This is a genomic window from Amaricoccus sp. (assembly GCF_047602525.1).
In the GTDB taxonomy this organism is placed as follows: domain Bacteria; phylum Pseudomonadota; class Alphaproteobacteria; order Rhodobacterales; family Rhodobacteraceae; genus Amaricoccus.
This window is the reverse complement of record NZ_JASGHB010000001.1, coordinates 1,342,377-1,367,431: the sequence shown is the minus strand read 5'-3', so window position 1 is coordinate 1,367,431 and position 25,055 is coordinate 1,342,377. Positions and strand designations below refer to the sequence as shown.

At 69.8% G+C, this 25,055-nt stretch carries 17 protein-coding genes and 1 pseudogene; 9 read left to right on the top strand and 9 right to left on the bottom strand.

The window, feature by feature from the left end:
* The first annotated feature begins 319 nt into the window (after positions 1-319).
* From aceE to QM699_RS07170, 4 genes and pseudogenes are all read left to right on the top strand, one after another.
* Positions 320-2,974, top strand: a complete 2,655-nt coding sequence (gene aceE / locus QM699_RS07185; RefSeq protein ID WP_415010484.1) for a pyruvate dehydrogenase (acetyl-transferring), homodimeric type — start codon at positions 320-322, stop codon at positions 2,972-2,974.
* A gap of 21 nt (positions 2,975-2,995) precedes the next feature.
* Entirely contained in the window at positions 2,996-4,573 is a 1,578-nt protein-coding gene (gene aceF, locus QM699_RS07180; RefSeq protein ID WP_415010483.1) for a dihydrolipoyllysine-residue acetyltransferase, read from the top strand.
* A 13-nt stretch (positions 4,574-4,586) separates the two neighbouring features.
* Positions 4,587-6,324, top strand: a pseudogene (gene lpdA, locus QM699_RS07175) (dihydrolipoyl dehydrogenase).
* A 56-nt stretch (positions 6,325-6,380) separates the two neighbouring features.
* The gene (locus tag QM699_RS07170; protein ID WP_415010482.1) at positions 6,381-8,672 is read left to right on the top strand and encodes an NADP-dependent malic enzyme; all 2,292 of its coding nucleotides are present in this window, start codon (positions 6,381-6,383) and stop codon (positions 8,670-8,672) included.
* Positions 8,673-8,720: 48 nt separating this feature from the next.
* Here the strand turns inward: QM699_RS07170 and QM699_RS07165 are convergent, their stop codons facing one another.
* Positions 8,721-10,451, bottom strand: coding sequence for an ABC transporter substrate-binding protein (locus tag QM699_RS07165; protein WP_415010481.1), 1,731 nt, complete (start codon positions 10,449-10,451; stop codon positions 8,721-8,723).
* 157 nt (positions 10,452-10,608) lie between these two features.
* Here QM699_RS07165 and miaA point away from each other — a divergent pair, with 157 nt between their 5' ends.
* Positions 10,609-11,487 (top strand): tRNA (adenosine(37)-N6)-dimethylallyltransferase MiaA, encoded by an 879-nt coding sequence (gene miaA, locus QM699_RS07160; RefSeq protein ID WP_415010480.1) that lies wholly within the window; start codon positions 10,609-10,611, stop codon positions 11,485-11,487.
* Between the two features lie 57 nt (positions 11,488-11,544).
* Here the strand turns inward: miaA and QM699_RS07155 are convergent, their stop codons facing one another.
* A complete protein-coding gene (locus QM699_RS07155) occupies positions 11,545-12,834 on the bottom strand; it encodes an O-acetylhomoserine aminocarboxypropyltransferase/cysteine synthase family protein (protein WP_415010479.1) in 1,290 nt (429 codons plus the stop codon).
* 114 nt (positions 12,835-12,948) lie between these two features.
* On the opposite strand from QM699_RS07155, the gene QM699_RS07150 reads away from it, so the two are divergent.
* The gene (locus tag QM699_RS07150) at positions 12,949-14,040 is read left to right on the top strand and encodes an App1 family protein (RefSeq protein WP_415010478.1); all 1,092 of its coding nucleotides are present in this window, start codon (positions 12,949-12,951) and stop codon (positions 14,038-14,040) included.
* 61 nt (positions 14,041-14,101) lie between these two features.
* On the opposite strand, the gene QM699_RS07145 is transcribed toward QM699_RS07150, so the two are convergent.
* Genes QM699_RS07145 through QM699_RS07135 form a run of 3 tightly spaced genes read right to left on the bottom strand, consistent with a single transcriptional unit; the run spans position 14,102 to position 17,053 of the window.
* Entirely contained in the window at positions 14,102-15,619 is a 1,518-nt protein-coding gene (locus QM699_RS07145; protein WP_415010477.1) for a tripartite tricarboxylate transporter permease, read from the bottom strand.
* A 16-nt stretch (positions 15,620-15,635) separates the two neighbouring features.
* Positions 15,636-16,118: a tripartite tricarboxylate transporter TctB family protein gene (locus QM699_RS07140; protein ID WP_415010476.1), complete on the bottom strand. Its 483-nt coding sequence runs from the start codon at positions 16,116-16,118 to the stop codon at positions 15,636-15,638.
* Complete coding sequence (locus QM699_RS07135) at positions 16,115-17,053, bottom strand: Bug family tripartite tricarboxylate transporter substrate binding protein (RefSeq protein ID WP_415010475.1); 939 nt, start codon at positions 17,051-17,053, stop codon at positions 16,115-16,117. The genes QM699_RS07140 and QM699_RS07135 overlap by 4 nt, the downstream gene beginning before the upstream one ends.
* Positions 17,054-17,250: 197 nt before the next feature.
* Here QM699_RS07135 and QM699_RS07130 point away from each other — a divergent pair, with 197 nt between their 5' ends.
* Together QM699_RS07130 and QM699_RS07125 are read left to right on the top strand one after the other, a co-directional pair.
* Complete coding sequence (locus QM699_RS07130) at positions 17,251-18,618, top strand: sensor histidine kinase (RefSeq protein ID WP_415010474.1); 1,368 nt, start codon at positions 17,251-17,253, stop codon at positions 18,616-18,618.
* On the top strand, positions 18,615-19,670 hold the full coding sequence (locus QM699_RS07125) for an ABC transporter substrate-binding protein (RefSeq protein ID WP_415010473.1): 1,056 nt from the start codon (positions 18,615-18,617) through the stop codon (positions 19,668-19,670). Before QM699_RS07130 ends, QM699_RS07125 begins: the two co-directional genes overlap by 4 nt.
* Positions 19,671-19,683: 13 nt before the next feature.
* Here the strand turns inward: QM699_RS07125 and QM699_RS07120 are convergent, their stop codons facing one another.
* From QM699_RS07120 to QM699_RS07105, 4 genes are all read right to left on the bottom strand, one after another.
* Complete coding sequence (locus tag QM699_RS07120) at positions 19,684-20,472, bottom strand: TerC family protein (protein WP_415010472.1); 789 nt, start codon at positions 20,470-20,472, stop codon at positions 19,684-19,686.
* A gap of 11 nt (positions 20,473-20,483) precedes the next feature.
* Positions 20,484-21,146, bottom strand: a complete 663-nt coding sequence (locus QM699_RS07115) for a hypothetical protein (RefSeq protein ID WP_415010471.1) — start codon at positions 21,144-21,146, stop codon at positions 20,484-20,486.
* Between the two features lie 212 nt (positions 21,147-21,358).
* Positions 21,359-22,048, bottom strand: coding sequence for a response regulator transcription factor (locus tag QM699_RS07110; protein ID WP_415010470.1), 690 nt, complete (start codon positions 22,046-22,048; stop codon positions 21,359-21,361).
* A gap of 75 nt (positions 22,049-22,123) precedes the next feature.
* Positions 22,124-22,831 (bottom strand): SIMPL domain-containing protein, encoded by a 708-nt coding sequence (locus QM699_RS07105; RefSeq protein ID WP_415010469.1) that lies wholly within the window; start codon positions 22,829-22,831, stop codon positions 22,124-22,126.
* Between the two features lie 252 nt (positions 22,832-23,083).
* Between QM699_RS07105 and QM699_RS07100 the strand changes: the two genes are divergently transcribed.
* The gene (locus QM699_RS07100) at positions 23,084-24,850 is read left to right on the top strand and encodes a hypothetical protein (RefSeq protein ID WP_415010468.1); all 1,767 of its coding nucleotides are present in this window, start codon (positions 23,084-23,086) and stop codon (positions 24,848-24,850) included.
* The last annotated feature ends 205 nt before the right edge of the window (positions 24,851-25,055 follow it).

The following is a 25,055-nucleotide window of genomic DNA, read 5'->3' as shown; positions in this document are numbered from 1 at the left end:
CATGGGGCGAATGATTCCAAGCGTTCACCGCATGCCGAGATGTCGCACCCATGCGCGCCGTGCGGATCCGTTATGCCGCATCTTCCCTTGCGTCAAATGAGCCCGGGACCTAACACCTTGGTCGTAGATCGCGGGGAGGAACAATCAAGCGCGACAACGAACATGTTCCCGGTCGGGGGCACGAGAGCGCGCTTGCGGCTTCTTCCCACGAGTGAAAGACTGCTTTTCCCCGCGCCCGCCAACGGCGGCGTGGCCGGGGCAAGATGATCTTCGCCGGTCACTCTCGGCCGGACGAATGCAATGTCGACGGAGGAAACATATGACCGACACGCCGGATCTCGATCCATCCGAAACCCGAGAGTGGCTCGAGAGCGTCGAGGACGTCATCGACCGCGATGGCACCGAGCGCGCGCACTTCCTTCTCGACCAGGCCGTCGCCGCCGCCCGGTCGCGCGGCGCGAACCTGCCGTTCGGCTCGACCACGGCCTACGTCAACACCATCCCGCCGGACCAGCAGCCGCCCTATCCGGGCGACCTCGGGCTCGAGTGGCGCATCCGCACCATCAACCGCTGGAACGCCATGGCGACGGTGGTCCGCCGCAACAAGAAGTCGAGCGAGTACGGCGGGCACATCGCCTCCTTCGCGTCCTCGGCGGTGCTCTATGACATCGGCCTGAACCATTTCTGGCGCACCCGGTCGGACACGCACGGCGGCGACCTCGTGTTCTTCCAGGGTCACGCGATCCCGGGTATCTACGCGCGCTCCTTCATGGAAGGGCGACTTTCGGCCGAGACGCTCGACAACTTCCGCTCCGAGACGGGCGGGCAGGGGCTGTCGTCGTATCCGCACCCGTGGCTGATGCCCGACTACTGGCAGTTCCCCACGGTTTCCATGGGTCTCGGGCCGCTGATGGCGATCTATCAGGCCCGGTTCATGAAATACATGCACAACCGCGGCCTGATCGACATGGCCGACCGCAAGGTCTGGGCCTTCCTCGGCGACGGCGAGATGGACGAGCCGGAGAGCCTCGGCGCCATCGGCCTCGCCGCGCGCGAGGGCCTCGACAACCTGATCTTCGTCATCAACTGCAACCTCCAGCGCCTCGACGGCCCGGTGCGCGGCAACGGCAAGATCATCCAGGAGCTGGAGGGCGACTTCCGCGGCGCCGGCTGGAACGTCATCAAGCTCATCTGGGGCTCGGGCTGGGACAAGCTCCTCGAGAACGACGAGACCGGAAAGCTCCGCCAGCTCATGGAGGAGACGGTCGACGGCGACTACCAGACCTTCAAGGCGAAGGACGGGGCCTATATCCGCGAGCATTTCTTCGGCAAGTACCCGGAGACCGCGAAGATGGTCGAGGGCTGGACCGACGCCGAGATCTGGGCGCTGCGCCGCGGCGGGCACGATCCGGCGAAGGTCTACGCCGCCTTCGACCGCGCGGTGAAGACCGAGGGCCAGCCGACCGTCCTGCTCGTCAAGACGGTCAAGGGCTACGGCATGGGTGATGCCGGCGAAGGCCAGAACATCAGCCATCAGCAGAAGAAGATGGTCGAGGACCAGCTCCGCGCCTTCCGTGACCGCTTCGACATCCCCGTCTCCGACGAGGACGTGGCCAAGGCACCCTATGTGGAACTCGGCAACGCGCAGAAAGACTACATGCTGTCGCGCCGCGAAGCGCTCGGCGGCTCCTTCCCGCAGCGGAAGCACAAGGATGCGGCCAAGCTGCAGGTGCCGGAGCTGTCCGCCTTCGACGCGCTGCTGAAGGACACCGGCGAGCGCCAGATCTCGACGACGATGGCCTTCGTCCGCATCCTGAACACGCTGCTGCGCGACAAGAACGTCGGCAAGTCCGTGGTGCCGATCGTCCCGGACGAGAGCCGGACCTTCGGCATGGAGGGCCTGTTCCGCCAGATCGGCATCTACAACCCCAAGGGCCAGAACTACACGCCCCAGGACGCCGACCAGCTCTCCTACTACAGGGAGAGCAAGGACGGGCAGGTGCTGCAGGAAGGCATCAACGAGGCCGGCGCCATGGCCGACTGGATCGCCGCGGCGACCGCCTACTCGGTCCACGGCGTGCCGATGATCCCCTTCTTCATCTACTACTCGATGTTCGGCTTCCAGCGGATCGGCGATCTCGCCTGGGCGGCAGGCGACAGCCGGGCGCGCGGCTTCATGCTCGGCGGCACCGCCGGGCGGACCACGCTGAACGGCGAGGGCCTGCAGCACCAGGACGGCCACAGCCACATCATCGCCGGCACCATCCCGAACTGCATCACCTATGACCCGGTGTTCGGCTACGAGCTGGCAGTCATCGTGCAGGACGGCCTGCGCCGGATGTTCGCGGAGCAGGAGGACGTCTATTACTACCTGACCGTCTGCAACGAGAACTACCATCACCCGGCCATGCCCGAGGGCGTCGAGCGGGGCATCGTCAAGGGGCTCTACCGCTTCTCGAAGGCGGAGAAGCCGGCCGATCGCCACGTCAACCTGATGTCGTCCGGCACGATTTTCCAGCAGGCGATGAAGGCGGCCGAGCTGCTCGAGGCGGATTTCGGCATCACCTCCGACCTCTGGGTCGCGACCAGCATGAACGAGCTGGCCCGCGAGGCGCAGGACGTGGAGCGCTCGAACCGGATGTATCCGACCAGCGAGCCCAGGGTGCCGTATGTCACCGAGGCGCTGAAGGACGCGACCGGGCCGGTGATCGCCGTCACGGACTACATGAAGAACTACTCGGAGCAGATCCGCGCGTTCGTGCCGCAGGCGTTCCACACGCTCGGCACCGACGGGTTCGGCCGCTCCGACAGCCGGGTGGCGCTGCGGCGCCACTTCGAGGTCGATGCGAACCACATTGCCGCGACCGCGGTCTACGCCCTCTTCAAGGAGGGCAAGCTCACCGGCGCCGACGTCGAGAAAGCGTATGCGAAGTACGCGATCGACCCGGCCAAGATCAACCCGCGCACGGCGTAAGATAGGGACGGGGGAAACGAGATGGCGACCATAGAAGTCAAGGTGCCGGATATCGGCGATTTCAAGGATGTGCCCGTCGTCACCGTGCTGGTGAAGGCTGGGGACACGATCTCGAAGGAAGATCCGATCGTCGAGCTTGAGTCCGACAAGGCCACCATGGAGGTGCCCGCCCCCGAAGGCGGCACCGTCAAGGAAGTGAAGATCAAGGAGGGCGACAAGGTCTCCGAGGGGTCCGTCGTGCTGATGCTCGAGACCGCCGGCGGGGCAGGGGCTGCGGCCGCGCCCGCCGCGGCTCCGGCGGCGGCGCCCGCGGCGGCCCCGGCCGCCGCGGGCGGCACCGTCGAGGTGAAGGTGCCGGACATCGGCGACTTCAAGGACGTGCCGGTGGTGACGGTGCTGGTCAAGGCCGGCGACACCATCGCCAAGGACGATCCGATCGTCGAGCTCGAGTCCGACAAGGCGACGATGGAAGTCCCTGCGCCGCAGGCCGGCAAGGTCAAGGATGTGAAGGTCAAGGAGGGCGACAAGGTCTCCGAGGGCTCCGTCATCCTGACGCTGGAAACCGCGGGCGGCGCGCCCGCCGCCGCGCCGGCGCCCGAGTCCGCCGCGCCGGTCAGCGCCGCCTCTGCCGGTGCCTCCTCCGACCGCAAGCCGACCGCCGACGATGCGGCCCGTGCCGCCGCCGGTGGCCAGCCGCACGCCTCGCCGTCGGTCCGGAAGTTCGCCCGCGAGCTTGGCGTCGACCTTTCGTCCGTCACCGGATCGGGCCGCAAGGGCCGCATTCTGCGCGAGGACATCACCGGCTCGTTCAAGAAGACGGCCGCTCCTGCCGCCGCGGCAGCCCCGGCCGCCTCGGGCGGCATGGGCATCCCGCCGATCCCGGTCGTCGACTTCTCGAAGTTCGGCGCGATCGAGAACGTCGAGATGGCCCGGATCAAGAAGATCTCCGGCCCGGCATTGCACAGGTCGTGGCTCAACGTGCCGCACGTCACCAACAATGACGAAGCGGACATCACCGAGCTCGACAAGTACCGCAAGGAGCTCGACACCAAGGCCAAGGAAGACGGCTATCGCGTCACGATGCTGACCTTCCTCATCAAGGCCTGCGTCTCGGCGCTGAAGGAGCACTGGGAGGTCAACTCGTCGATCCACCCGGACGGCGACAAGCTGATCAAGAAGTCGTTCTACAACATCGGCTTCGCCGCCGATACGCCGAACGGCCTCGTGGTGCCGGTGGTGAAGAACGCCGACTCCAAGGGCATCATCGAGCTGTCCAAGGACATCGGCACGCTCAGCTCCAAGGCGCGCAAGGGCGAGCTGAAGGGCCCCGACATGCAGGGCGCGACCTTCACGATCTCCTCGCTCGGCGGCATCGGCGGCACCAGCTTCACGCCGATCGTCAACGCGCCGGAAGTCGCCATCCTCGGCGTCAGCCGCTCGAAGATGGCGCCGGTGTGGAATGGCTCGGAGTTCGTTCCGCGCAACATGCTGCCGCTTTCGCTCTCCTACGATCACCGCGCCATCGACGGGGCTCTGGCCGCGCGCTTCCTCGTGAAGCTCGGCACGCTGCTCAAAGATCCGCGCAACCTGCTGCTCTGAGGGGGGCGAAGTCATGGCTGATGTAGAAGTCAAGGTCCCCGACATCGGGGACTTCAAGGACGTGCCTGTCGTCACGGTGCTGGTGAACGTCGGCGACACCGTTGCCAAGGAAGACCCGATCGTCGAGCTCGAGTCCGACAAGGCGACGATGGAGGTGCCCTCGCCGCAGGCCGGCAAGGTCAAGGCGATCGCGGTGAAGGCGGGGGACAAGGTCTCCGAGGGCTCCGTCATCCTCACGCTCGAAGCCGATGGCGCGAGCGCCGCGCCAGCTCCGAAGGCAGAGGCGCCGAAGGCCGCCACCCCGGCCCCGGCGCCGGGCCGGCAGGTGTCGGGCGGCGACCTGCACGCCGAGGTGGTGGTGCTGGGCTCCGGTCCGGGCGGCTACACGGCGGCGTTCCGCGCCGCCGATCTCGGCAAGAAGGTGGTGCTGATCGAGCGCAATCCCTCGCTCGGCGGCGTCTGCCTCAACGTCGGCTGCATCCCGTCGAAGGCGTTGCTGCACGGCGCGAAGGTCATCACCGAGTCCGAGGAGATGGGGCACTTCGGCGTCACCTTCGCCGCGCCGCAGGTCGACATCGACAAGCTGCGCGGCTGGAAGGAGAGCATCATCGGCAAGCTGACCGGCGGTCTCTCCGGTCTTGCCAAGGGGCGCAAGGTGACGGTGGTGAAGGGGGTCGGCAGCTTCGTCGGCGCCAACGCCATCGAGGTGAAGGGCGAGGACGGCACCAAGACGGTGACGTTCGACAACTGCATCATCGCCGCCGGCTCCGAGCCGGTGACGCTGCCGTTCATCCCGCACGACGACCCGCGCGTGATCGATTTCGACCGGCGCGCTGGCGCTGGCCGACATCCCGAAGCGGATGCTCGTCATCGGCGGCGGCATCATCGGCATGGAGATGGCGACGGTCTACGACGCGCTCGGCACGAAGATCACTGTCGTCGAGTTCATGGACCAGCTGATCCCCGGCGCCGACCCGGACGTGGTGAAGCCGCTGCAAAAGCGCATGGAGAAGCGCTTCGAGGCGATCCACCTCAAGACCAAGGTGACGGCGGTCAAGGCGCTCGCCACCGGCCTCGAAGTCTCGCTCGAAGGGCCGAACGGCCCGTTCTCGGACGTCTTCGATAAGGTGCTGGTTGCGGTCGGCCGCAAGCCGAACGGCAAGCTGATCGGTGCGGAAAAGGCCGGCGTCACGGTGGACGAGCGCGGCTTCATCCCCGTCGACAAGCAGATGAAGACCAACGTGCCGGGCATCTTCGCCATCGGCGACGTGGTCGGCCAGCCGATGCTCGCCCACAAGGCGGTGCATGAGGGCAAGGTCGCGGCGGAAGTGATCGCGGGGATGAACCGCGTCTTCGACGCCCTCGTCATCCCCGGCGTCGCCTATACCGACCCGGAGGTCGCCTTCGTCGGCCTGACCGAGACCCAAGCCAAGGCGCAGGGGATCAAGATCGGCAAGGGCGTGTTCCCGTGGGCGGCCTCCGGCCGGTCGCTGTCGCTCGGCCGCGACGAGGGCCTGACCAAGGTCATCTTCGACCCCGAGACCGACCGCGTGCTCGGCGCCGGGATCGTCGGCCCCAACGCCGGCGACCTGATCGCCGAGGTGGCGCTGGCGATCGAGATGGGCGCGGATGCGACCGACCTGGGCCTGACCATCCACCCGCACCCGACCCTCTCGGAGACGATCAACTTCGCCGCCGAGATGTTCGAAGGCACGATCACCGACCTGATCCCGCCGAAGAAGAAGCACTGACAGACCCGCGCGCCGCGGACCTCCGCGGCGCGTGTCACGACACGAAGGGGAACGCCATGTCGGAAGAACTGAAGCGCGAAGCGCTCGCCTACCATGCCGCCGAGCCGTGCGGAAAGCTGCAGATCCTGCCGACAAAGCCGATGGCGACCCAGCGCGACCTGTCGCTCGCCTACAGCCCGGGCGTTGCCTACGCCTGCACGGCGATCGAGGAGGATCCGTCCACCGCCGCGCTCTACACCGGCCGCGCCAATCTCGTCGCCGTCATCTCGAACGGCACGGCCGTGCTCGGCCTCGGCAACATCGGCGCGCTGGCCTCGAAGCCGGTGATGGAAGGCAAGGCGGCGCTCTTCAAGAAGTTCTCCGGCATCGACGTGATGGACCTCGAGGTCGACGAGACCAAGGTCGAGGAGTTCGTCGAAGCCATCGCCCGGCTGGAGCCCACCTTCGGCGGCATCAACCTCGAGGACATCTCCGCCCCCGCCTGCTTCGAGATCGAGAAGAAGCTCAAGGCGCGGATGAAAATCCCGGTGTTCCACGACGACCAGCACGGCACCGCCATCGTCACCGCCGCCGGCATCCTGAACGCGCTCGAGATCACCGGGCGCAGGATCGGCTCCGTGAAGATCGCCTGCAACGGGGCAGGGGCGGCGGCGCTCGCCTGTCTCGACCTGCTGGTGTCGTTCGGCGCGTCGAAGGACAACATCCTCGTCTGTGACCGCAAGGGCGTGATCCACGCCGACCGCACCGACCTCGACCAGTACAAGGGTGCCTACGCCGCGAAGACCACGAAGCGCACCCTCGCCGAGGCGATGCAGGGCGCCGACATCTTCCTCGGACTGTCCGCCAAGGATTCGGTGACGCCCGACATGGTGAAGGGGATGGCCGCGCGGCCGATCGTCTTCGCCATGGCGAACCCAGACCCGGAAATCCGCCCCGAGCTGGTGCATGAGGTCCGCAACGACGCCATCGTCGCCACCGGCCGCTCGGACTATCCGAACCAGGTCAACAACGTCCTCTGCTTCCCGTTCATCTTCCGCGGCGCGCTCGACTGCGGCGCGACCGAGATCAACGAGACGATGAAGCGGGCCTGCGCCGAAGCGATCGCCCGGCTTGCCCGCATCGAGGCGTCCGACGTGGTGCTCGCGGCCTATGGCGCCGAGAACCTGCGCTTCGGCCCTGAGTACATCATCCCCAAGCCGTTCGACCCGCGCCTCATCGTCGAGGTCGCGCCGATCGTGGCGCAGGCCGCCATGGACTCGGGCGTCGCCACCCGGCCGATCACCGACATGGACGCCTATCGCGAGCGGCTCCAGGGCTTCGTCTTCCGCTCGGGCCTGCTGATGAAGCCGGTCTTCGACCAGGCGGCGCGCAGCCCGAAGCGCGTGGTCTTCGCCGAGGGCGAGGCCGAACGCGTGCTGCACGCCGCCTCGCAGATCGCCAGCCTGAAGATCGCCCGGCCGATCCTGATCGGCAGCGCCGCCAAGATCGCCGAGCGGGCCGAAGAGCTGCGCCTGAAGATCGGCCCGGACGGCAACATCGACGTGGTCGACCCGGCCACGGTCGACGTCGAGAGCTATGCCGCGATCCTCCACCGCCGCGCCGGCCGCTCCGGCGTCAACCCGCGCGAAGCCTTGCGCGGCGTGCGGAACGACCCGACGGTGCTCGCCTGCCTGATGGTCGAGCGCGGCGAGGCCGATGCCGCGATCTGCGGCGCCAACGGCCGCTTCGGCCACCATCTCGCCCGCGTCGAGGGGATCATCGGCCTGCGGCCCGGCGTGCGCTCGCTCGCGACGCTCTCGGCGCTGGTCATGCCCAAGGGCACGTTCTTCATCGCCGATGCCTACGTGAACCTCGATCCCACGGCGGAGGAGATCGCCGATCTGACCGAGCTGGCCGCGGCCACGATGCTGCGCATGGGCGTCCAGCCGCGCGCCGCGCTGGTCAGCCACGCGAACTTCGGCGACCGCCCGAGCGCCAGTTCGCGCAAGATGCGCGAGGCGATGGAAATCCTGCGCCTGCGCTCGCCCGACTTCGAGGTCGATGGCGAGATGCACGCCGACGCCGCGCTCGACGTGACGCTGCGCGCGCGCACCTATCAGCACTCCACGCTGACCGGCGCCGCCAACCTCTTCGTCATGCCGAACGCCGACGCGGCGCATATCTCGCTGAACCTGCTCAAGGTCCTGGGCGGTGCCGTGCCGGTCGGCCCGATCCTGCTCGGCGCGGCGAAGCCCGTCCACATCGCCTCGCAGTCGGTGACGGTGCGCGGCCTGCTCAACCTCACCGCCATCGCCGTGGTCGAGGCGCAGACCGACGCACCCGAAGAGCGGCAGCTCGCGGCGGAATAAGGACGGAGAAAGCGGCTGCCCTCCGGGGCGGCCGCTTCCGGGCCGGCCTCAGGGGTCGACCCAGACCCCCTCCAGCTGGATTTCGAACGCCGGGTGCATCCCGAGTCCGTGAACGCCCGCAGTCATGTGGCGGAAGGTCTTGCGCCAGTACGGCTGCACGATGATCCCCGCCGCCTGCACGATCGCCTCCATCTGCCGCATCGTCTCGCGCCGGGCGTCCGGATCGAAGATCCCGAGCGCCCGGTCGAGCAGCCGGTCGAAGTCCGCGTCGGCAAAGCCGGTCTCGTTCCACGGCACGCCGCTGCGATAGGCCAGCGCGTAGACCTGCACCCCGAGCGGGCGCATCGTCCATTCCGTCGCCGAAAACGGATACTCGCGCCAGTTGGCCCAGAACGTGCTGCCGGGCAGCACCGTCCGCTTGACCCGAAACCCCGCGTCGCGCATCTGCGCGGCCACCGCATCGCAGGTGTTGCGCACCAGATCGTCGTCGGGCGAGATGATCTCGAACTCGAAATCCGCCTGTCCCGCAGCCTCGAGCAGGCGCCGCGCGGTGTCCGGATCGCGGGAGATCGGGGGCAGGGGGGCATACTCCGGGTGCATCGGCCCGACGTGGTGGTTCTCCGCCACGAGGCCGTACCCCTGATAGCCGAGATCGAGCACCACCCGGTTGTCGACCGCGAGCTGCACCGCCCGCCGGACGTCGAGCTGGTCATAGGGCGGCTTCGTCACGTTCATCCGCACCGCGACGGTGTTGGCGGTCAGCGCCTCGGCCTTCACCAGCCCCAGCGCGTCGAAGCTGTCGATGAAGCTCGGCGGCGTCTCGTAGCTCGTGTCGATCTCGTCCGCGTTGAAGGCACCGATCTCGGCCGAAGGGTCGGTGCCGAGGTCGAGATACTCGATCCGCTCCAGCCGCACCGGCCCGAGCCCGGCGACCCCGTCGCCCCACCAGCCGCCGGCGCGCCGGACGAGCGTCGCCTTCACCCCGGGCTCCACCGCGTCGAGCGTCCACGGCCCGGTGCCGACGGGCGCCCGGCCGAGGTCGGCGCCTGCGGCGTCGAACCCGCGATGGACGATCAGGGCGGGATAGTCGCAGAGGCTCGGGATGAAGCTGATGTCCGACGCTGGCAGCACCACCTTGACGGTGTGGTCGTCGATCCGCTCGACCGCCCCGGGCCGCAGCCCGTAGGTGTCGCGCCGGACCTCCTGTTCCGCATGCCCGCCGTCCGCCCGGCGGAGATAGGTCTCCTCGCCGGTGCGCACGGTCAGCGCCGCGATCCGGGCGGCCATGGAGTTGCCCGGCACCTGCGCCTCGGCCCAGCGGGCGAAGTTGTGGAGCGCATCCTCGGCGATGAAGGGATCGCCGTTCGACCAGAGCGCATCCCGGCGCAGGTGCAGGACATACTCGGTCGCCGCCTCGTTCACCTCCCAGCTTTCGGCCAGCCACGGCACGACGGTGAAATCCGCCGTATAGCGGACCAGCGGCTCCAGCGTGCCGCGGGCGACGTTGGCCATCTGCGGCCAGTCGAAGAGCCGGGGGTCGACCAGCGGCATGACCGCCATCGCAATCCGGAGCGTGCCGCCGGCCTTGTCCGCCGGCTCGGCCCGCGCCGCGCCGGGACGCGTCAGCCCGAGCAGGCCCCAGGCGGCCGCTGCCGTCATCCCGAGCGCCGTCGCGAGCGTCAGGAACTCGCGCCGGTCGATCCCGCCAGCCCGGTGCGCATCGAGGAGCCGCGGCACGGCGCCATGCACGGGCTTGCCGTTGATCGTATCCTGAACCATGCACCATTCCGACGGATCGGGGAGTCGTTCCGGCCATAGCAGGGCGTTTCCGGCAGCGCGTCAACCGACGATGGCGTGCGGCGGGCGCGCCAGACTGGGCCGAAGCGCAGTGTTCGGATAATGGAGATTATGATATATTCAGAACTCGCTGGATCCGGTGCTGATCGCCGGCCCGACCGCCAGCGGCAAGTCCGAGCTGGCGCTCCGCCTCGCCGAACGCGACGGCGGCGTGATCATCAACGCCGATGCGAGCCAAGTCTATGCCTGCTGGCGCGTCCTGAGCGCGCGCCCCGACGCCGCCGATCTCGTCCGCGCGCCGCACCGGCTGTTCGGCCATGTCGCGGCCAGTCGGCGCTATTCCACCGGCGACTGGCGACGCGAGGCGCTGGCGGCGATCGCGGTGGCACGGCGCGACAGAGTGCGGCCGATCGTCGTCGGCGGCACGGGCCTGTACTTCTCCGCACTCACGGACGGCATTGCCGAGATACCGCCGATCCCGCCGGAGGTCCGCGCGCGCTCCGAGGCGATGCTCGCGCACGGCGTCGCGGCGATGCTCGGCGAACTCGACGCCGAGACGCGCGCGCGGATCGACACGACAAATCCGATGCGCGTGCAACGCGCCTGGGAGGTCCTGGCGGCAACCGGCCGCGGGCTTGCCTGGTGGCACGCCCAGCCGCCGGTCCCGGGCATCGCGAGCGCCGCGGGCGTCGTGGTGATGCCCGACACGGCGGCCCTCGACCGCGCCATCGTCCGCCGCCTCGATGTGATGCTCGCGCACGGCGTCCTCGAAGAAGTCCGCCGGTTCACCGCACTCGGCGTGGCGCCGGAACTGCCCGCGGCGCGTGCCATCGGCGCGCCGGAATTTGCCCGCCACCTCGCCGGCGAGACGACACTTGAAGAGTCGCTGCGGGCGACCGCGACGGCCACCCGGCAGTTCGCCAAGCGCCAGCGCACCTGGCTGCGCAGCCGGATGGCGGACTGGACTTGGGCCGATCCCGCCGCCACCGATCTCCTTGCGCTGATCCCACCTCCCTAAGAGCGAACCACCGCAAATAAAGTAATTATAATTCAGATAGATATACGAGTGCGCTGCCTATCCCACCGCCTTTGTCATCGCCTGATCGAGGTCGCGGATCAGGTCGGCGGGGTCCTCGATCCCGATCGACAGCCGCAGCATGTTCGGATCCGCCCCCGCCGCCTTCTGCTGCTCCGGTGTCAGCTGCCGGTGCGTTGTCGAGGCGGAGTGGATGATGAGCGAGCGCGCATCCCCGAGGTTCGCCACATGGCTGAACAGCTCGACCCCGTTCACCACCTTGACGCAGGCCTCGTACCCGCCCTTCAGCGCGAAGGTGAACAGCGACCCTGCCCCGCGCGGATAGAGCCGCTTCGCCCGATCGTGCCACGGCGAGGACGGCAGCCCGGCATAGGTGACGGACTCAACCCGGTCGTCCTTTTCGAGCCACGCCGCCACGGTCTCGGCGTTCGCCACGTGCTTCGCCATCCGCAGGCTCAGCGTCTCGGTCCCGAGCAGCGTCAGGAACGCATTCTGCGGTGCCATCGCCATGCCGAGGTCGCGCAGGCCGATGGCGATGCCGTGGAAGGTATAGGCCATCGGCCCGAACGTCTCGGCAAACTTCAGGCCGTGGTACGCGGGTTCGGGCTCGGTCAGCGACGGGAAGCGGTCGGACGCCTGCCAGTCGAATTTGCCGGAGTCGACGAGGCAGCCGCCGACGACCGTGCCGTTGCCGGTCAGGAACTTGGTCGTGGAATGCACCACGATCGTCGCGCCCATCTCGATCGGACGGCACAGGTACGGGCTGGCCGAGGTATTGTCGATGATGAGCGGCACCCCGACCCGCCGGGCGATCTCGGCGAGCGCCGGGATGTCGGTGACGTAGCCGCCCGGGTTGGCGATCGACTCGGCGAAGATCGCCCGCGTCCGCCCGTCGACCTGCGCCTCGATCCCCGCGAGGTCGTCGGTGTCGACGAACCGCGCCTCCCAGCCGAAGCGGCGGATGGTGTGGGTGAACTGCGTCACCGTGCCGCCGTAGAGCCGGGTCGAGGCGACGATGTTGTCCCCCGGCCGCATCAGCGGGAACAGCGCCATGATCTGCGCCGCATGCCCGGACGAGGTGCACACCGCCCCTACCCCGCCCTCGAGCGACGCGATCCGCTCCGCGAGCGTCATCACCGTCGGATTGGTCAGGCGGGAATAGATGTAGCCCACTTCCTGCAGGTTGAAGAGCGCGGCGGCGTGGTCCGCGTCGCGGAAGACGTACGCCGTGTTCTGGTAGATCGGCGTCTGCCGCGCCCCGGTCGCCGGATCGGGGCGCGCGCCCGCGTGGATCTGCAGCGTGTCGAATCCGTAGGTCGTGTCCGCCATGGCTCCCTCCCTTGGCAAGTCGCGCGGACGCTAGTGGAGCGCGGTCGACGTGGCAACGTTGTCGCCGCGGCGGAAGCGCCCTAGGCTCGACGCGCCAGCCGGAGGAACTGACGCTTGCCCCATCGCATCGGCCGCGGTTTGCGCCGCGCCCTCGAGGTCATCGCCCGGCCCGTCCGGCGCAGCCGCGGCCGCAGGGGCGTCGTGCTCCAGCCCTATCGCGGCTACGGCTCGCAATCGCGGATCTTCGTCATCGGCCGCGCCTTCTGGCAGCGCACGGAGCCGGACCAGGGATCGGAGCTGCGCGACGTGCTGCGCCGCATCCGCCGGCGGCCGGTGCGGGGCGCCCGCATCCGCGCCCGGTTCTACGGCGCCGTCGTCGAGGTCGAGACCGACGACGACGGCTATTTCCGCATCGAGATGGCGCCGGGCACCCCGCCGCCGCCCGAGCAGCGCTGGCACACGCTCGAGATCGCGATGATGGCTCCGACGATGGTTGCCGCCACCGCCGAAGTCTACATCCCGCCGCCGCAGTCGCGCGTGGTGGTCATCTCCGACATCGACGACACCGTCATGCACACCGGCGTCGCCAACAAGGTGATGATGCTCTGGCGGCTGTTCGTGCAGGACGCCGAGGCCCGGACGGTGTTTCCCGGCGTCTCGCATCTCTACCGCGCGCTGCACGCCGGCGCCTCGGGCGACGAGCAGAACGCCATGCTCTACGTCTCGCGCGCGCCCTGGGGGATCTACGAGATTCTTGAGGAGTTCTTTCAGGCTCACGACATTCCCGTCGGCCCGATCCTGTTCCTGCGGGAATGGGGGATCGGCTGGCGCCATCCGTTGCCGCGCCGGGCGAAGGACCACAAGGCGGTGCTGATCGAGGCGATCATGGGACTCTATGCCGACATGCCGGTTGTCCTGATCGGCGACAGCGGCCAGCACGACCCCGAACTCTATCGCGGCATCGCCGAGCGCCACGGCGACCGGGTGCGCGCGGTCTACATCCGCAACGTCACCGCCCGCGATGCCGGGCGCTCGGCCGAGCTGACCGGGATCGCCCGGACGCTCGCCGCGATCGGCTCGCATCTCGTCCTTGCCCCGGACAGCGTGGCGATCGCCGAGGACGCGGCCCGCCTCGGGCTCATCGCGCCCGCTGCCGTCGATGCGGTCGCCGCGCGGGTTGCCGAGCGCGAGGCGAGCGAAGCCTGAAAACGTGATGCGGCCCGGGCGTCACCGCCCGGGCCGCATCCTTGAGGGCCGGCGTGCCGGCTCAGTCCTCGTCTGCGGCGAGCTGGGTCAGGACCTGCCCCTTGCCCCGCAGCCGCAGGACCAGCGGCAGGAGCAGCGCGATCGCCGCGATCACATAGAGGACGATTGCCACCGGCGAATGCACCAGCACGGACGGATCGCCCTGGCTGATCGCCAGCGCCCGGCGCAGCTGCTGCTCCGCAAGCGGCCCGAGGATCAGGCCGACGACCACCGGCGCGATCGGGTAGTGATAGCGCCGCAGGCCATAGCCCAGGATGCCGAACGCCAGCAGCATGCCAAGCTCGAACGGAGACGGGTTGGCCCCGATCGTTCCCAGCGTCGCGAACGTGAGGATGCCCGCGTAGAGCCACGGCTTCGGGATCGCCAGGAGCCGCACCCAGAGCCCGACCAGCGGCAGGTTCAGGACCAGCAGCATGAAGTTCGCGACAAGGAGCGACGCGATGAGGCTCCAGACCAGCGTGGCGTTCGTCGCGAACAGCAGCGGGCCGGGTTGCAGGCCGAACTGCTGGAAACCCGCGAGCATGATCGCCGCGGTCGCCGACGTCGGCAGGCCCAGCGTCAGCAGCGGCACCAGCGTTCCCGCGGCCGAGGCGTTGTTGGCGGCTTCCGGTCCAGCGACGCCCTCGATCGCGCCGTGTCCGAACTCCTCCGGGTGCTTGGCGAGCGCCCTTTCCGTCGAGTAGCTGAGAAAGGTGCCGATCTCGGCGCCACCCGCCGGCATCGCGCCGATGGGAAAGCCGATGAACGTGCCGCGCAGCCACGGCTTCCACGACCGCGCCCAGTCCTCGGCCGTCATCCAGACCGAACCCTTCACCGGCTCGATCTGCTCGTCGTGCTCGGTCGGCGACGCCGCGACCTTGAGCGCCTCGCCGATGGCGAAGAGCGCGACGGCGAGCGTCGTCACCTCGATCCCGTCGAGCAGGTCCGGCATTCCGAACGCCAGCCGCGCCTGTCCGGTCTGCAGGTCGATCCCGACCAGCCCGAGCGTCAGGCCGAGCACCAGCGCGGTCAGCCCGCGCAGCGCCGAGTCGCCGAACGCCGCCGAGACGGTGACGAAGGCGAGCACCATCAGCGCGAAGTAGTCCGCCGGTCCGAGCGACAGGGCGAACTTCACCATCCACGGGCTGATGAACGCGAGGCCGATCGTGGCGATCAGGCCGGCGACGAACGAGCCGATCGCCGCGGTGGCGAGCGCCGGGCCGCCCCTGCCCTTCCGGGCCATCTTGTTGCCCTCGAGCGCCGTGACGATCGACGAGCTTTCGCCGGGGGTGTTGAGCAGGATCGAAGTGGTCGATCCGCCGTACATGCCGCCGTAGTAGATGCCGGCGAACATGATGAGGCTCGCCGTCGGGTCGAACTGGTAGGTGACGGGCAGGAGCAGGGCGACGGTGAGCGCCGGGCCGATCCCGGGCAGCACGCCGACGGCGGTGCCGAGGGTGACGCCGATCAGCGCGTAGAGCAGGTTCGTCGGCTGCAGCGCGCCGACGAGACCATGGGCGAGGAGCGAGAAGGTATCCATGCGCGTGCCTCCCCGATCAGCGGAAGAGCTGCTCGAGCGGCCCGGCGGGCAGCGAGAGCTTGAGCAGGCCGGCGAAGACCAGCCAGATCGCCAGCGACAGCACGATACCGATCGGGATGGTCATCCAGAGCGGCCCGCGCCCGAAGGCACGCGCGGCGAAGGCGAACAGCAGCCCCGTCGCCACGGAAAAGCCGAGCGGCTTCAGGCACAGCATCTGCAGCACCAGCCCGCCGATGATCCAGAACATCGGCCCCGGCTTGTCGGCCTCGCGCGGCGGCAGGCCGTGGCGGAAGGCGGTGACGAAATGCCCGATGGCCAGCAGCGCGAGGCAGGCCGCGATGAGGTAGGGGGCCGTCGTCGGCCCGACCTTGGCATACTGGCCGGCGACCGGCATCGCGCGGGTCTCGAAGAACACCACCCCCGAGAGGACGGCGAGACCGGCGCCGATGACGAGCGCCGCCACGTCGGGGCGGCGCTCCGGGATCTGCGGGCCCGTCACTGGACCAGCCCGATCTGGGTGAGGATTTCCCTGGTCGCCTCGATGTCGGCCTTGAGCTGCGCCTCGAACTCGGCGCCGGCGAGGAAGCGGTCGTCCCAGCCCCGGTTGGCGAGCTCGGCCTTCCAGGCGTCGGACTTCGTGAGCTTCTCGATGTCCGCAGTGATCGCGGCCTTCTCCTCGTCGGTGATGCCGGGCGCGGCAGCGACCATGCGCCAGTTCTCGAGGCTGACGTCGACGCCGGCTTCCTTCAGGGTCGGGGCATCCGTGCCGGGCTCGCGCACGTCGCCGGACAGGGCGAGGAGGCGCAGGGTGCCGGCCTCGATCTGGCTCTCGAACTCGCCATAGCCGGAGATGCCGACCGTCACCTGGTTGCCGAGGATCGCCGCCAGCGCCTCGCCGCCGCCGGAATAGGCGATGTAGTTCACCTTGGTCGGGTCGACGCCCACGGCCTTGGCAATCAGGCCGGCGAGGATGTGGTCGGTGCCGCCCGCCGAGCCGCCGCCCCACGCGACCGACCCGGGATCGGCCTTCAGCTTGGCGATGAGGTCGGCCATCGTCTTGATGTCGCTCGATGCCGGGACGACGATCGCCTCCTGTTCGCCGGTCAGGCGCGCGATCGGCGTCACCATCGACAGGTCGACCGGCGAGTGGTTGGTCAGGATCGCACCCACCATGACATAGCCGCCGACGATCAGGTCCTCGGGGTTGCCCTTCGACTGGTTGACGAACTGCGCGAGGCCGATGGTGCCGCCGGCGCCGGGGACGTTCGTGACCTGCACGTTGCCGGAGATGCCTTCCTTCTGCAGGAGGTTCTGCATCGTCCGGGCGGTCTGGTCCCAGCCGCCGCCGGGCGCGGCGGGCGCGAGGATCGCATAGTCCGCCGCCCAGGCCGGCATCGACGCGAGGAGAAGCGCAACAGCAGCGAGTCGTTTCATTCTGGTTTCCTCCATTTTGGCGCGGAGCCGTGCTTGCGGCATCCTCCGGCGCAGGCCCTGATTTCAGCAGATGAAGCTGGCGCCGGCCTGACAGTCTCGGCGCTTCCGACCGACGCGTAACCGTCTATGCTCGTTCCCGAACAAGGGGGCCCGAACAAGGGGCCTCGAACAAAGGGGGGGAACCGCGATTGGCCGCCATGACGCGATCGCACGAGGCCGCGGCGGGCGCGACACGAACGGCGTCGCTGACCAACCGCCTCGTGCTGTCGGTGGCGCTCGTGCTGCTCGCCGGCGGCAGCGCGGTGGCGCTCGCCGCCTTCGCCTATGGCCGACAGGCGGCGCAGACCGCCTTCGACCGGCTGCTCGTCGGCGCCGCGGACCAGATCGCCGGCTCGGTGGCGATCCGCGACGGCGCCGTGGTCGTCGACATGCCGGCCTCGGCCTTCGAGCTTCTGTCGCTCGCGCCGGACGACCGGGTGATCTATGCGGTCTTCGATCCCGCCGGGCGGCTCGTCACCGGCTACCGCGAGGCGGTTTCCCCCGTCCGGGAGTTCGGCAGCGGCCGCTTCGCGGGCGAGAAGGTCCGGCTCGCCCGGATCAGCCGGACGTTCTCCGAGCGCGACTTTTCCGGGACGGTCGACGTGGTGGTCGGGCAGACGACGCGGGCCCGCGATGCGCTGGCCCGCGAGATCACCCGCAGCGCGCTGCTGGTCGTCGGACTGCTCGGGCTGATGATGGCGGGGCTCGGCGCCTTTGCGGTCCGCTCGGCTCTGGCGCCGCTTCGCCGCATCGAGGCGGGCCTCGCAACGCGCGAGCCGCGTGACCTCACCCCGCTCGATGTCGACGTGCCGCGCGAGATCGGCCAGCTCGTCGCGACGATCAACCGCTTCATGTCGCGGCAGGCCCGCGCGTTCGAGATCATGCGCAATCTCATCGCCGATGCCTCGCACCAGTTGCGCACTCCGGTCGCGGCGTTGCGCGCCCAGGCGGAGCTGGCCGCGGACGAGCCTGACCCGGCCGCCCAGGCCCGCATCGTCGCCCGCATCCACGCGCGCGCCCGGGGCCTGAGCCGGCTGACCGACCAGCTGCTGAACCATGCGCTCATCATCCACCGCTCGGACGCGGTGCCGCATGACACGATCGACCTGCGAACGATCGCGATCAGCATCCTCGACGAAACCGACCCCGGCGCGCATGATCTCGAACTGGACGTTCCCGAGGACGCCGTGGCGTGTCGGGGCGACGCGCTGTCGCTGGTCGAGGCCGGCAAGAACCTCGTCAACAACGCGCTGCGCCACGGGGCTCCGCCCGTCGTGCTCGCCGTTCGCCGCGAGGGCGACCTGGCGTTGCTCGCGGTCAGCGACCGCGGCGCGGGGATGCCGGAGGCGCTCTGGGAAAGCGCGGGCAGCCGCTTCGACCGCACCGGCGCGGTCACGCCGCAGAGCGCCGGCATCGGCCTGTCGATCGTCGCCGCGGTCGCTGCCGCGCACGGCGGCACGCTGCGGTTCGGGCAGGGACCGTCCGGCGCCTTCGAGGCGAGCATCGCCCTGCCGGTCGCACCATGAGGCGGTGCTTTTCCTTCGCCTTCGCGCTCGTGCTCGCGGCCTCCACCGCGCGGGCCGAGCCGCGATCGGAGGCCACCGCCACCTTCGGCTCCGCGCGCGCGGCGACGACCATCACCGTCCTCGGCACCACCGATGTCGCGCAGTTCGCGCCCCTGCTCGACGCCTTTGTCGCCGCCACTCCCGAGGTCGCCGTCGCCTACGAGCAGTGGGGCTCGAACGAGCTCTACCTCCGTGCAGCCGCAGCCTGCGGCGGCCAGGAGCCGGCGGCCGACCTCGTCATCAGCTCCGCTGCCGATCTTCAGGTGAAGCTCGTCAATGACGGCTGCGCCCGGGCGCATCATTCGCTGCCGGTCGCGTCGCTGCCGGACGCGGCGAACTGGCGGAACGAGCTGTTCGGCGTGACCGAGGAGCCGGCGGTGATCGTCTACAACCGCACGCTGGTGCCGGCGTCGGAGGTGCCGCGGTCGCGCTTCGACCTCATCGACATGCTGCGGCCGGACACTGGCCGCTACACCGGCCGGGTCGCCACCTACGACATCGAGGACTCGGGCCTCGGCTACCTCTTCGCCTTCGCCGACAGCCAGCAGGCGGCGACATGGGGCAGCCTGATCGAAGCGTTCGCCCGCTCCGGCGCCGTCGCCACCTGCTGCTCGGCGGAGATCATCGACGGTGTGGCCTCCGGTCGCTATTTCGTCGCCTACAACGTCCTCGGCTCCTACGCGCTGGCCCGCGCCGCCGCCGATCCGCGCCTCGCCGTCGTCGCGCCCGAAGACTACACCCTCGTCCTCCGCCGGGCGGCGATGATCCCGAAGCAGGCGCAGAATCCGGCGGCGGCCGGCCTTCTCGTCGACTTCATGCTGTCCGACGCCGGACGGGTCGCCCTTGCCGCCAGCCACCTGCTGTTTCCCTTCGACGACGCCGACACCCTGCCCCCCGACGAGGTCTCGCTCTACCGCCCGATCGCGCTCGCGCCGACGCTGCTGCTCGGCCTCGACCAGCAGAAGCGGGCGAGTTTCCTCGCCCGCTGGCGTGCCGTGTTCGCACGATCCTGAAGCGGCCGGGGGCTCAGCTGCGCCCGGTCATCCCCGCCTCCTCGAGCGCCCGCCGCTCGTCGCCGATCGCGTCGGTTTCGGTGCCGTACGGGTTGCGCAGGTGCACCGGGTCGCGCCTGCGGCGGCGGCCGATCATGTTGATCGCCTCGATGAAGATCGAGAAGATCATCGCCGTGTAGATGTAGCCCTTCGGCACATGCGCCCCGAACGCGTCGGCGACGAGCGCCATGCCGATCATGATGAGGAAGCCGAGCGCCAGCACCTTCACCGTCGGATGTGCCTCGACGAACGAGGCCACCGGCCCGGAGGCGACCATGAGCACGATCATCGACAGGATCACCGCCACCGCCATCACCCAGATCTCGTTCGCCATGCCGACCGCGGTGACGATCGAGTCGATCGAGAAGACCAGATTGATGAGCGCGATCTGCACCACAACCGCGGTGAAGCTCGACATGACCTTGACGCTGGCCTCGCCCTCCTCGCCTTCGAGGCTGGCGTGGATCTCCATCGTCGCCTTGTAGATCAGGAACAGGCCACCCGCGGCGAGGATCAGGTCCTTGCCCGAGACACCGTGCCCGAACACCTGGAACAGGGGCTCGGTCAGGCCGATGATCCAGCCGATGAAGAACAGGAGGATGAGGCGCGGCAGCAGCGCCAGCGTCATGCCGGTATAGCGTGCGGTCGCCTGCTGCTCCTTCGGGAGCTTGCCGACCAGCACGGCGATGACGACGAGGTTGTCGATGCTGAGCACCACCTCGAGGATGGTGAGGGTGAGAAGGCTCGTCAGGGATTCCAGCATTGTCTCGCTCCTCAGACGACGAAGCCGCAGCCGGAGGCCGGCGTCCGGGTGTCCATGTTCCGACCGCGGTTGAGGTGGCCGTCGATCTCCGCCGCCGAGCCGATCATCCTGCCGTAGAGGAAGACCGTGAAGGCCGCCGTCTCCAGATCGCGGTCGGTGAGCCGCCCGGCCTGATAGTCCGGCCAGAGCAGCGCAAGGAGCAGCGCCGCGATGACGGCATCGACGTTGACGCAGAAGACATAGGGGCTGGCGCCCTGCTCGTGCAGCGCCTGCACCAGCTCGCGGTAGAAGGCGTGGAAGACGTTGTCGCGTCCGGCCCGGGCCATGTAGTCCGCCACGAACCGCTCGCGCGGGTCGAAGTTGACCGGCTTGCCCTTGAAGATCGGGTGATGCACGCCCGGCAGGGCGCGCAGCTCGGCCCCGACCTCCTTCGAGGCCCGCTTCTCGCGGCGATAGGCCCTGGCGAAGTCGGTCGCCATCGCCTTGCCGACCAGCCCGGCCTTGCCCTTCTTGCCGACCCCGCCGCGGAACACCGGCTTGATGAAGATCAGGCCGTGACGGTCGATGAGGTCCTGGATTGCGTCCTCGCTGGCGTCGGGACCGAGGACTTCGGACGTGGGAAAGTCCACGTGCCCGGGCAGGCGGGCGCCCTGAAGCAGGCCGTTCAGTTCCATGCGCTGTTTCCATCCCTTGATTTGATCGTTGGCGGGAAGGTGGCGCGGGAACCTGTCGGCAGTCTGTCGCGCAGCGGCAAAAGCCGCGGCCTTCGCCCCGTCGGCAGGCTTGGCCCTGCCTGCACGAAGCGCTGCGCCGCCCGCGGGGCCATTTGCGCACCGGATGCGTGGACGGAATGCCGGGGCTCGCCGGCGGGGGCGACGTCAGCCGGTCAGGCCGATTCTTCGCCCTGCGCGGTCCGGACCAGCTGGTAGCCGAGGCCGCGCAGCGTGCGGATCCCGACGCCGCTGCCGTCGAGCTTGCGCCGGAGCCGCGCGACGTAGGTCTCGATCGCATTCATGCCGATCTCCTCCTCGTCCATCGAGAACATTCGGTCGAACAGCCGCTCCTTGGCCATGATCCTGGTCCGGTTCGCCATGAGCGCCTCGAGCAGGCTGAACTCCCGTCGCGTGAGCTGCAGCGCAACGCCTCCGGCGCTCGCCACGCGTCCTGCGGGGTCAAGGACCAGCGGGCCGAACTCGATCAATCCCGAGCGGTCCGTCCCCGATCGGCGCCCGAGCGCCCGCACCCGGGCATGCAGCTCGCGCAGGTCGAAGGGTTTCACCAGATAGTCGTCGGCGCCGAAGTCGAGCGCCTCCACCCGGTCCTCGACCGCCATCCGTGCCGTCAGCATCAGCACCGGCGTCGTCTTCCGCTGGCGCCGCAACAGGCGCAGCACCTCCGTGCCCTGACCGTCCGGCAGGTTGATGTCGAGGATCAGCACCTCGTAGTCGTTCACCGCGACCGCATCCTGCGCCGCGCCGACGGTGCCAACCCAGTCGACGGCATCGCCGACGCGCTGGAAGGACCGGACGATCGCGTCCGCGACATCGCTCGTGTCCTCCACCAGCAGCAGCCGCATCGTCCCCCCGCCCCTCGCTGGCGGGGACTATCTCAGACGGGGCGCGCCGCTTCAACGGCCACGGGGCGGGCGCGGCTACTCCGCGAGCCCGAACACCACCGTGACATCGGCGCCGAGCGACACGCTGCCGGCCGCCACCGGCGCGGCCATCGCCATGTCCATCTTGGCGCGGAACGGCACCGCACCGCCCCCGCCGCCCTCGGAGATGGCGATGACCGGCCCGAGCCGCACGCCCGCCGCCTCGGCGAAGAGCGCCGCCTTGCGCTGCGCGTCCGCGACCGCCTTCTGCCGCGCCGTGTCGAGCACCGCGCCCGGCTCGTCGACATCGAAGCTCACGCCGTAGAGCCGATTGGCCCCGGCCGCGGTGAGCGTGTCGATCGTCCCCCCCAGATGCGTCACGTCGCGCACCTGCACCGTGACCATGTTCGAGGCCTGATAGGCCACCACCTGCGGCGCCGCCGGCGAGCTGCCGGGATCGGACTGGAACACCGGAGTAAGAGTGAGCTGGCTGGTCTGCGTGTCGGCCTCGGCGATCCCCGCCGTCTTCAGCGCGGCGAAGACCGCGGTCATCGCCTCGGAATTCTGCTTCAGGGCGTCTGCCGCGGTTGCCGCCTGCGTTTCGACCCCGGCCGTCACCGTCGCGACGTCGGGCGCGGCGTCGACCGTCGCCGACCCGGTGACGGTGATCTCGCGCGGCGTCGCATCCGCCAGGGCGGGCACCGCGCCGAGGCTGGCGCCAAGCGCGAGGCCGAGGGCGGCGGTCGAGAGCATCAGGGAACGCATCTTCGGGCACTCCGGGAAAAGGTTAATCCGAGGCAGGTCAGATCTGCGCTGCAAGCTGCCGGGCAGCAACCAAAATTTGCGCGAGGCGATGCCGTTTTACTGGATTGGCGAAACGAACTCCGCTACGCTCACGATCACAAACACTCGACAAAGATCGGGGCAGGCATGAGCAGCACGTTTCTCCGCAGGCCGGATTTCCGGCTCCACTTGGGCTATCCGGAGGTCACACTCCTCCGAAGCGACATTCCCGGCATGGTGCGACTGGCGTCGCCCGATCATCCGGCGTTCCCCGACGACCTGCGCCGCCTCGCGGCGGCGGTCGATGCGGTCAACGGCCGGCTGACCGTGATCCTGCCGGATCGCGAGGTCTGGCGCGACCGGCGCCGGCTGAGCGCGCGTACGCCATGGCGGCGACACCGCGAGGCGCGCGATCTCGCCGCCGAGGCGCTCGAGATCGCTCCGGGCGAGGTCGCCCTCTCGGTCGGGCGCCGTGGCAGCGATGGCACCACGCCGCTGGCCGCGACCCGGCGCCAGACGTTGGTCGAGGTCCGCCGGATGCTCGCGGCCGTAGGCTTGCGCGCCGAGGTGATTCGCGGCGCGGGCCGGTTCGACGGCTTCGCGACGCCCCCCGCCTTGGGCAACCTGCGGTGGAACCCGGCCGGACGGCCGCTGCCCTCGCGCCTGCCGCCCGCGGCGGCCGCGCTCGGCGGACTCGCCGCGTCGATCGCGGCGGTGGTCACCATCCTCGGCGCCGGCGCCTCCGAGCCGATCATGTCGCAGGGCCCGCTGGTCCACCGCTCGGTCGCGCGCGGTCCCCTCACCGTCGCGGAGGCCACGCTGCTCCCGGCGGTGCCCGCGAAACAGGCCCGCGCCGAGAAGGTCGAGCGGCCGGCGCAGCCGGTGACGATCGCAAGGGCCGCGCCGCCGCCGACCCGCCCGGAGGTGGCCGCCGTCGCGCCCGTCGAGCTGCCGGCACCGGCGTTCAGCATGAACACGCGCAACCTCGACGTCTCCGCCGACAAGGACGGCAAGCCCGTCCTGAAGCTGCGCGACCTGCCGGCAGCCCGCGCCGCCGCGCTCCAGTCGAGCGGCGCCCCCCTGCCCCGGCCGCGGATCGCCCGCGAGACGGCCGCGGCATCGGCGGCGGCAAAGGCCGGGATCGACGCTGCCAGCCCGCTCGATGCGGATCGCCCACGCGCCCGGCCGGTCGTCGAGACGCAGCGCGTGGCCGAACGCGCGGTGCAACCCGCTGCCGAGCCCGTGGCTGAAATCGTCAGGCGGGTCGCTGCCGCGGACACCGAGGATTTCGTCCGGCCGGAGCATCGTCCGGCGGCGAGCGTCCGCGTTGCCTCGCTGACCCCCGCCGATGCGGTGGTGGGCGCGCTCGCGGCCGCGGCCGTCGCACCCCTCGCCCGGCCGGACGGCTTCGGCGCCGGGCCGGCGCGGCCGGCGCCGAAGCCGGCGCCCGCTGCCGCGGCGCTGCCCGTGCGCAAGCCCGAGCCCGCCGCGGGCCCGAAGCTGCAGCGCGGGGCGACCGCCGGCGCCATCGCGGCCCGCCCGCTGGCCCCGCCCGCGCCGGCGAACCTGCCGGTCGTGACCACGCCGGTGACGGCGCGCGCCACGGCGCCGGCGATCGCGGCGCCGACGCCGGTGCGCGTGCCGGTCGTCACCGCCGCCTTGGCGCCCCAGCCGAAGATCGTGCCCATCACGCCGACCCCTAAGATCACCCGCGCCGTCGCGACAGCCAGGACCGTCCCGGTCGCCGCAGTCGCGCCGCAGCCGGTCCGGTCGTTCACCCGCACCTCTCCGCGGGTCGGCCTGTCCCGCGGGCAGATCTCGCTGATCGGCGTGTTCGGCGACACCGACGCGCCGCACGCCCTGGTGCGGCTGCCGAACGGCGATATCCAGCGCGTGCGCTCCGGCGACAACGTCGCGGGGCTGCAGGTCGCCGCGGTGACGTCCGACGGCGTTCGGGTGCGCAGCGGCGCCTCGGAGACCATGCTGCGCCTGCCCGACTGAGGCGCGCGGCGCGGGCGAGGGGCATCTCCCTCGCCCGAAAGGAGGGGAGCCCCCCTACCCCCACGATCCACCGGATTGCGAAGTTTACCTGACGCCACCCGCCATGCTCCACTCGCGAGAGGGGAACAGGTGCCGGTCACTTCCTGTTAAGGCAAATGAGGCTCCTTTCGTTCGTCCCTGCGCGGGACATGGAGCCGGGCCGACC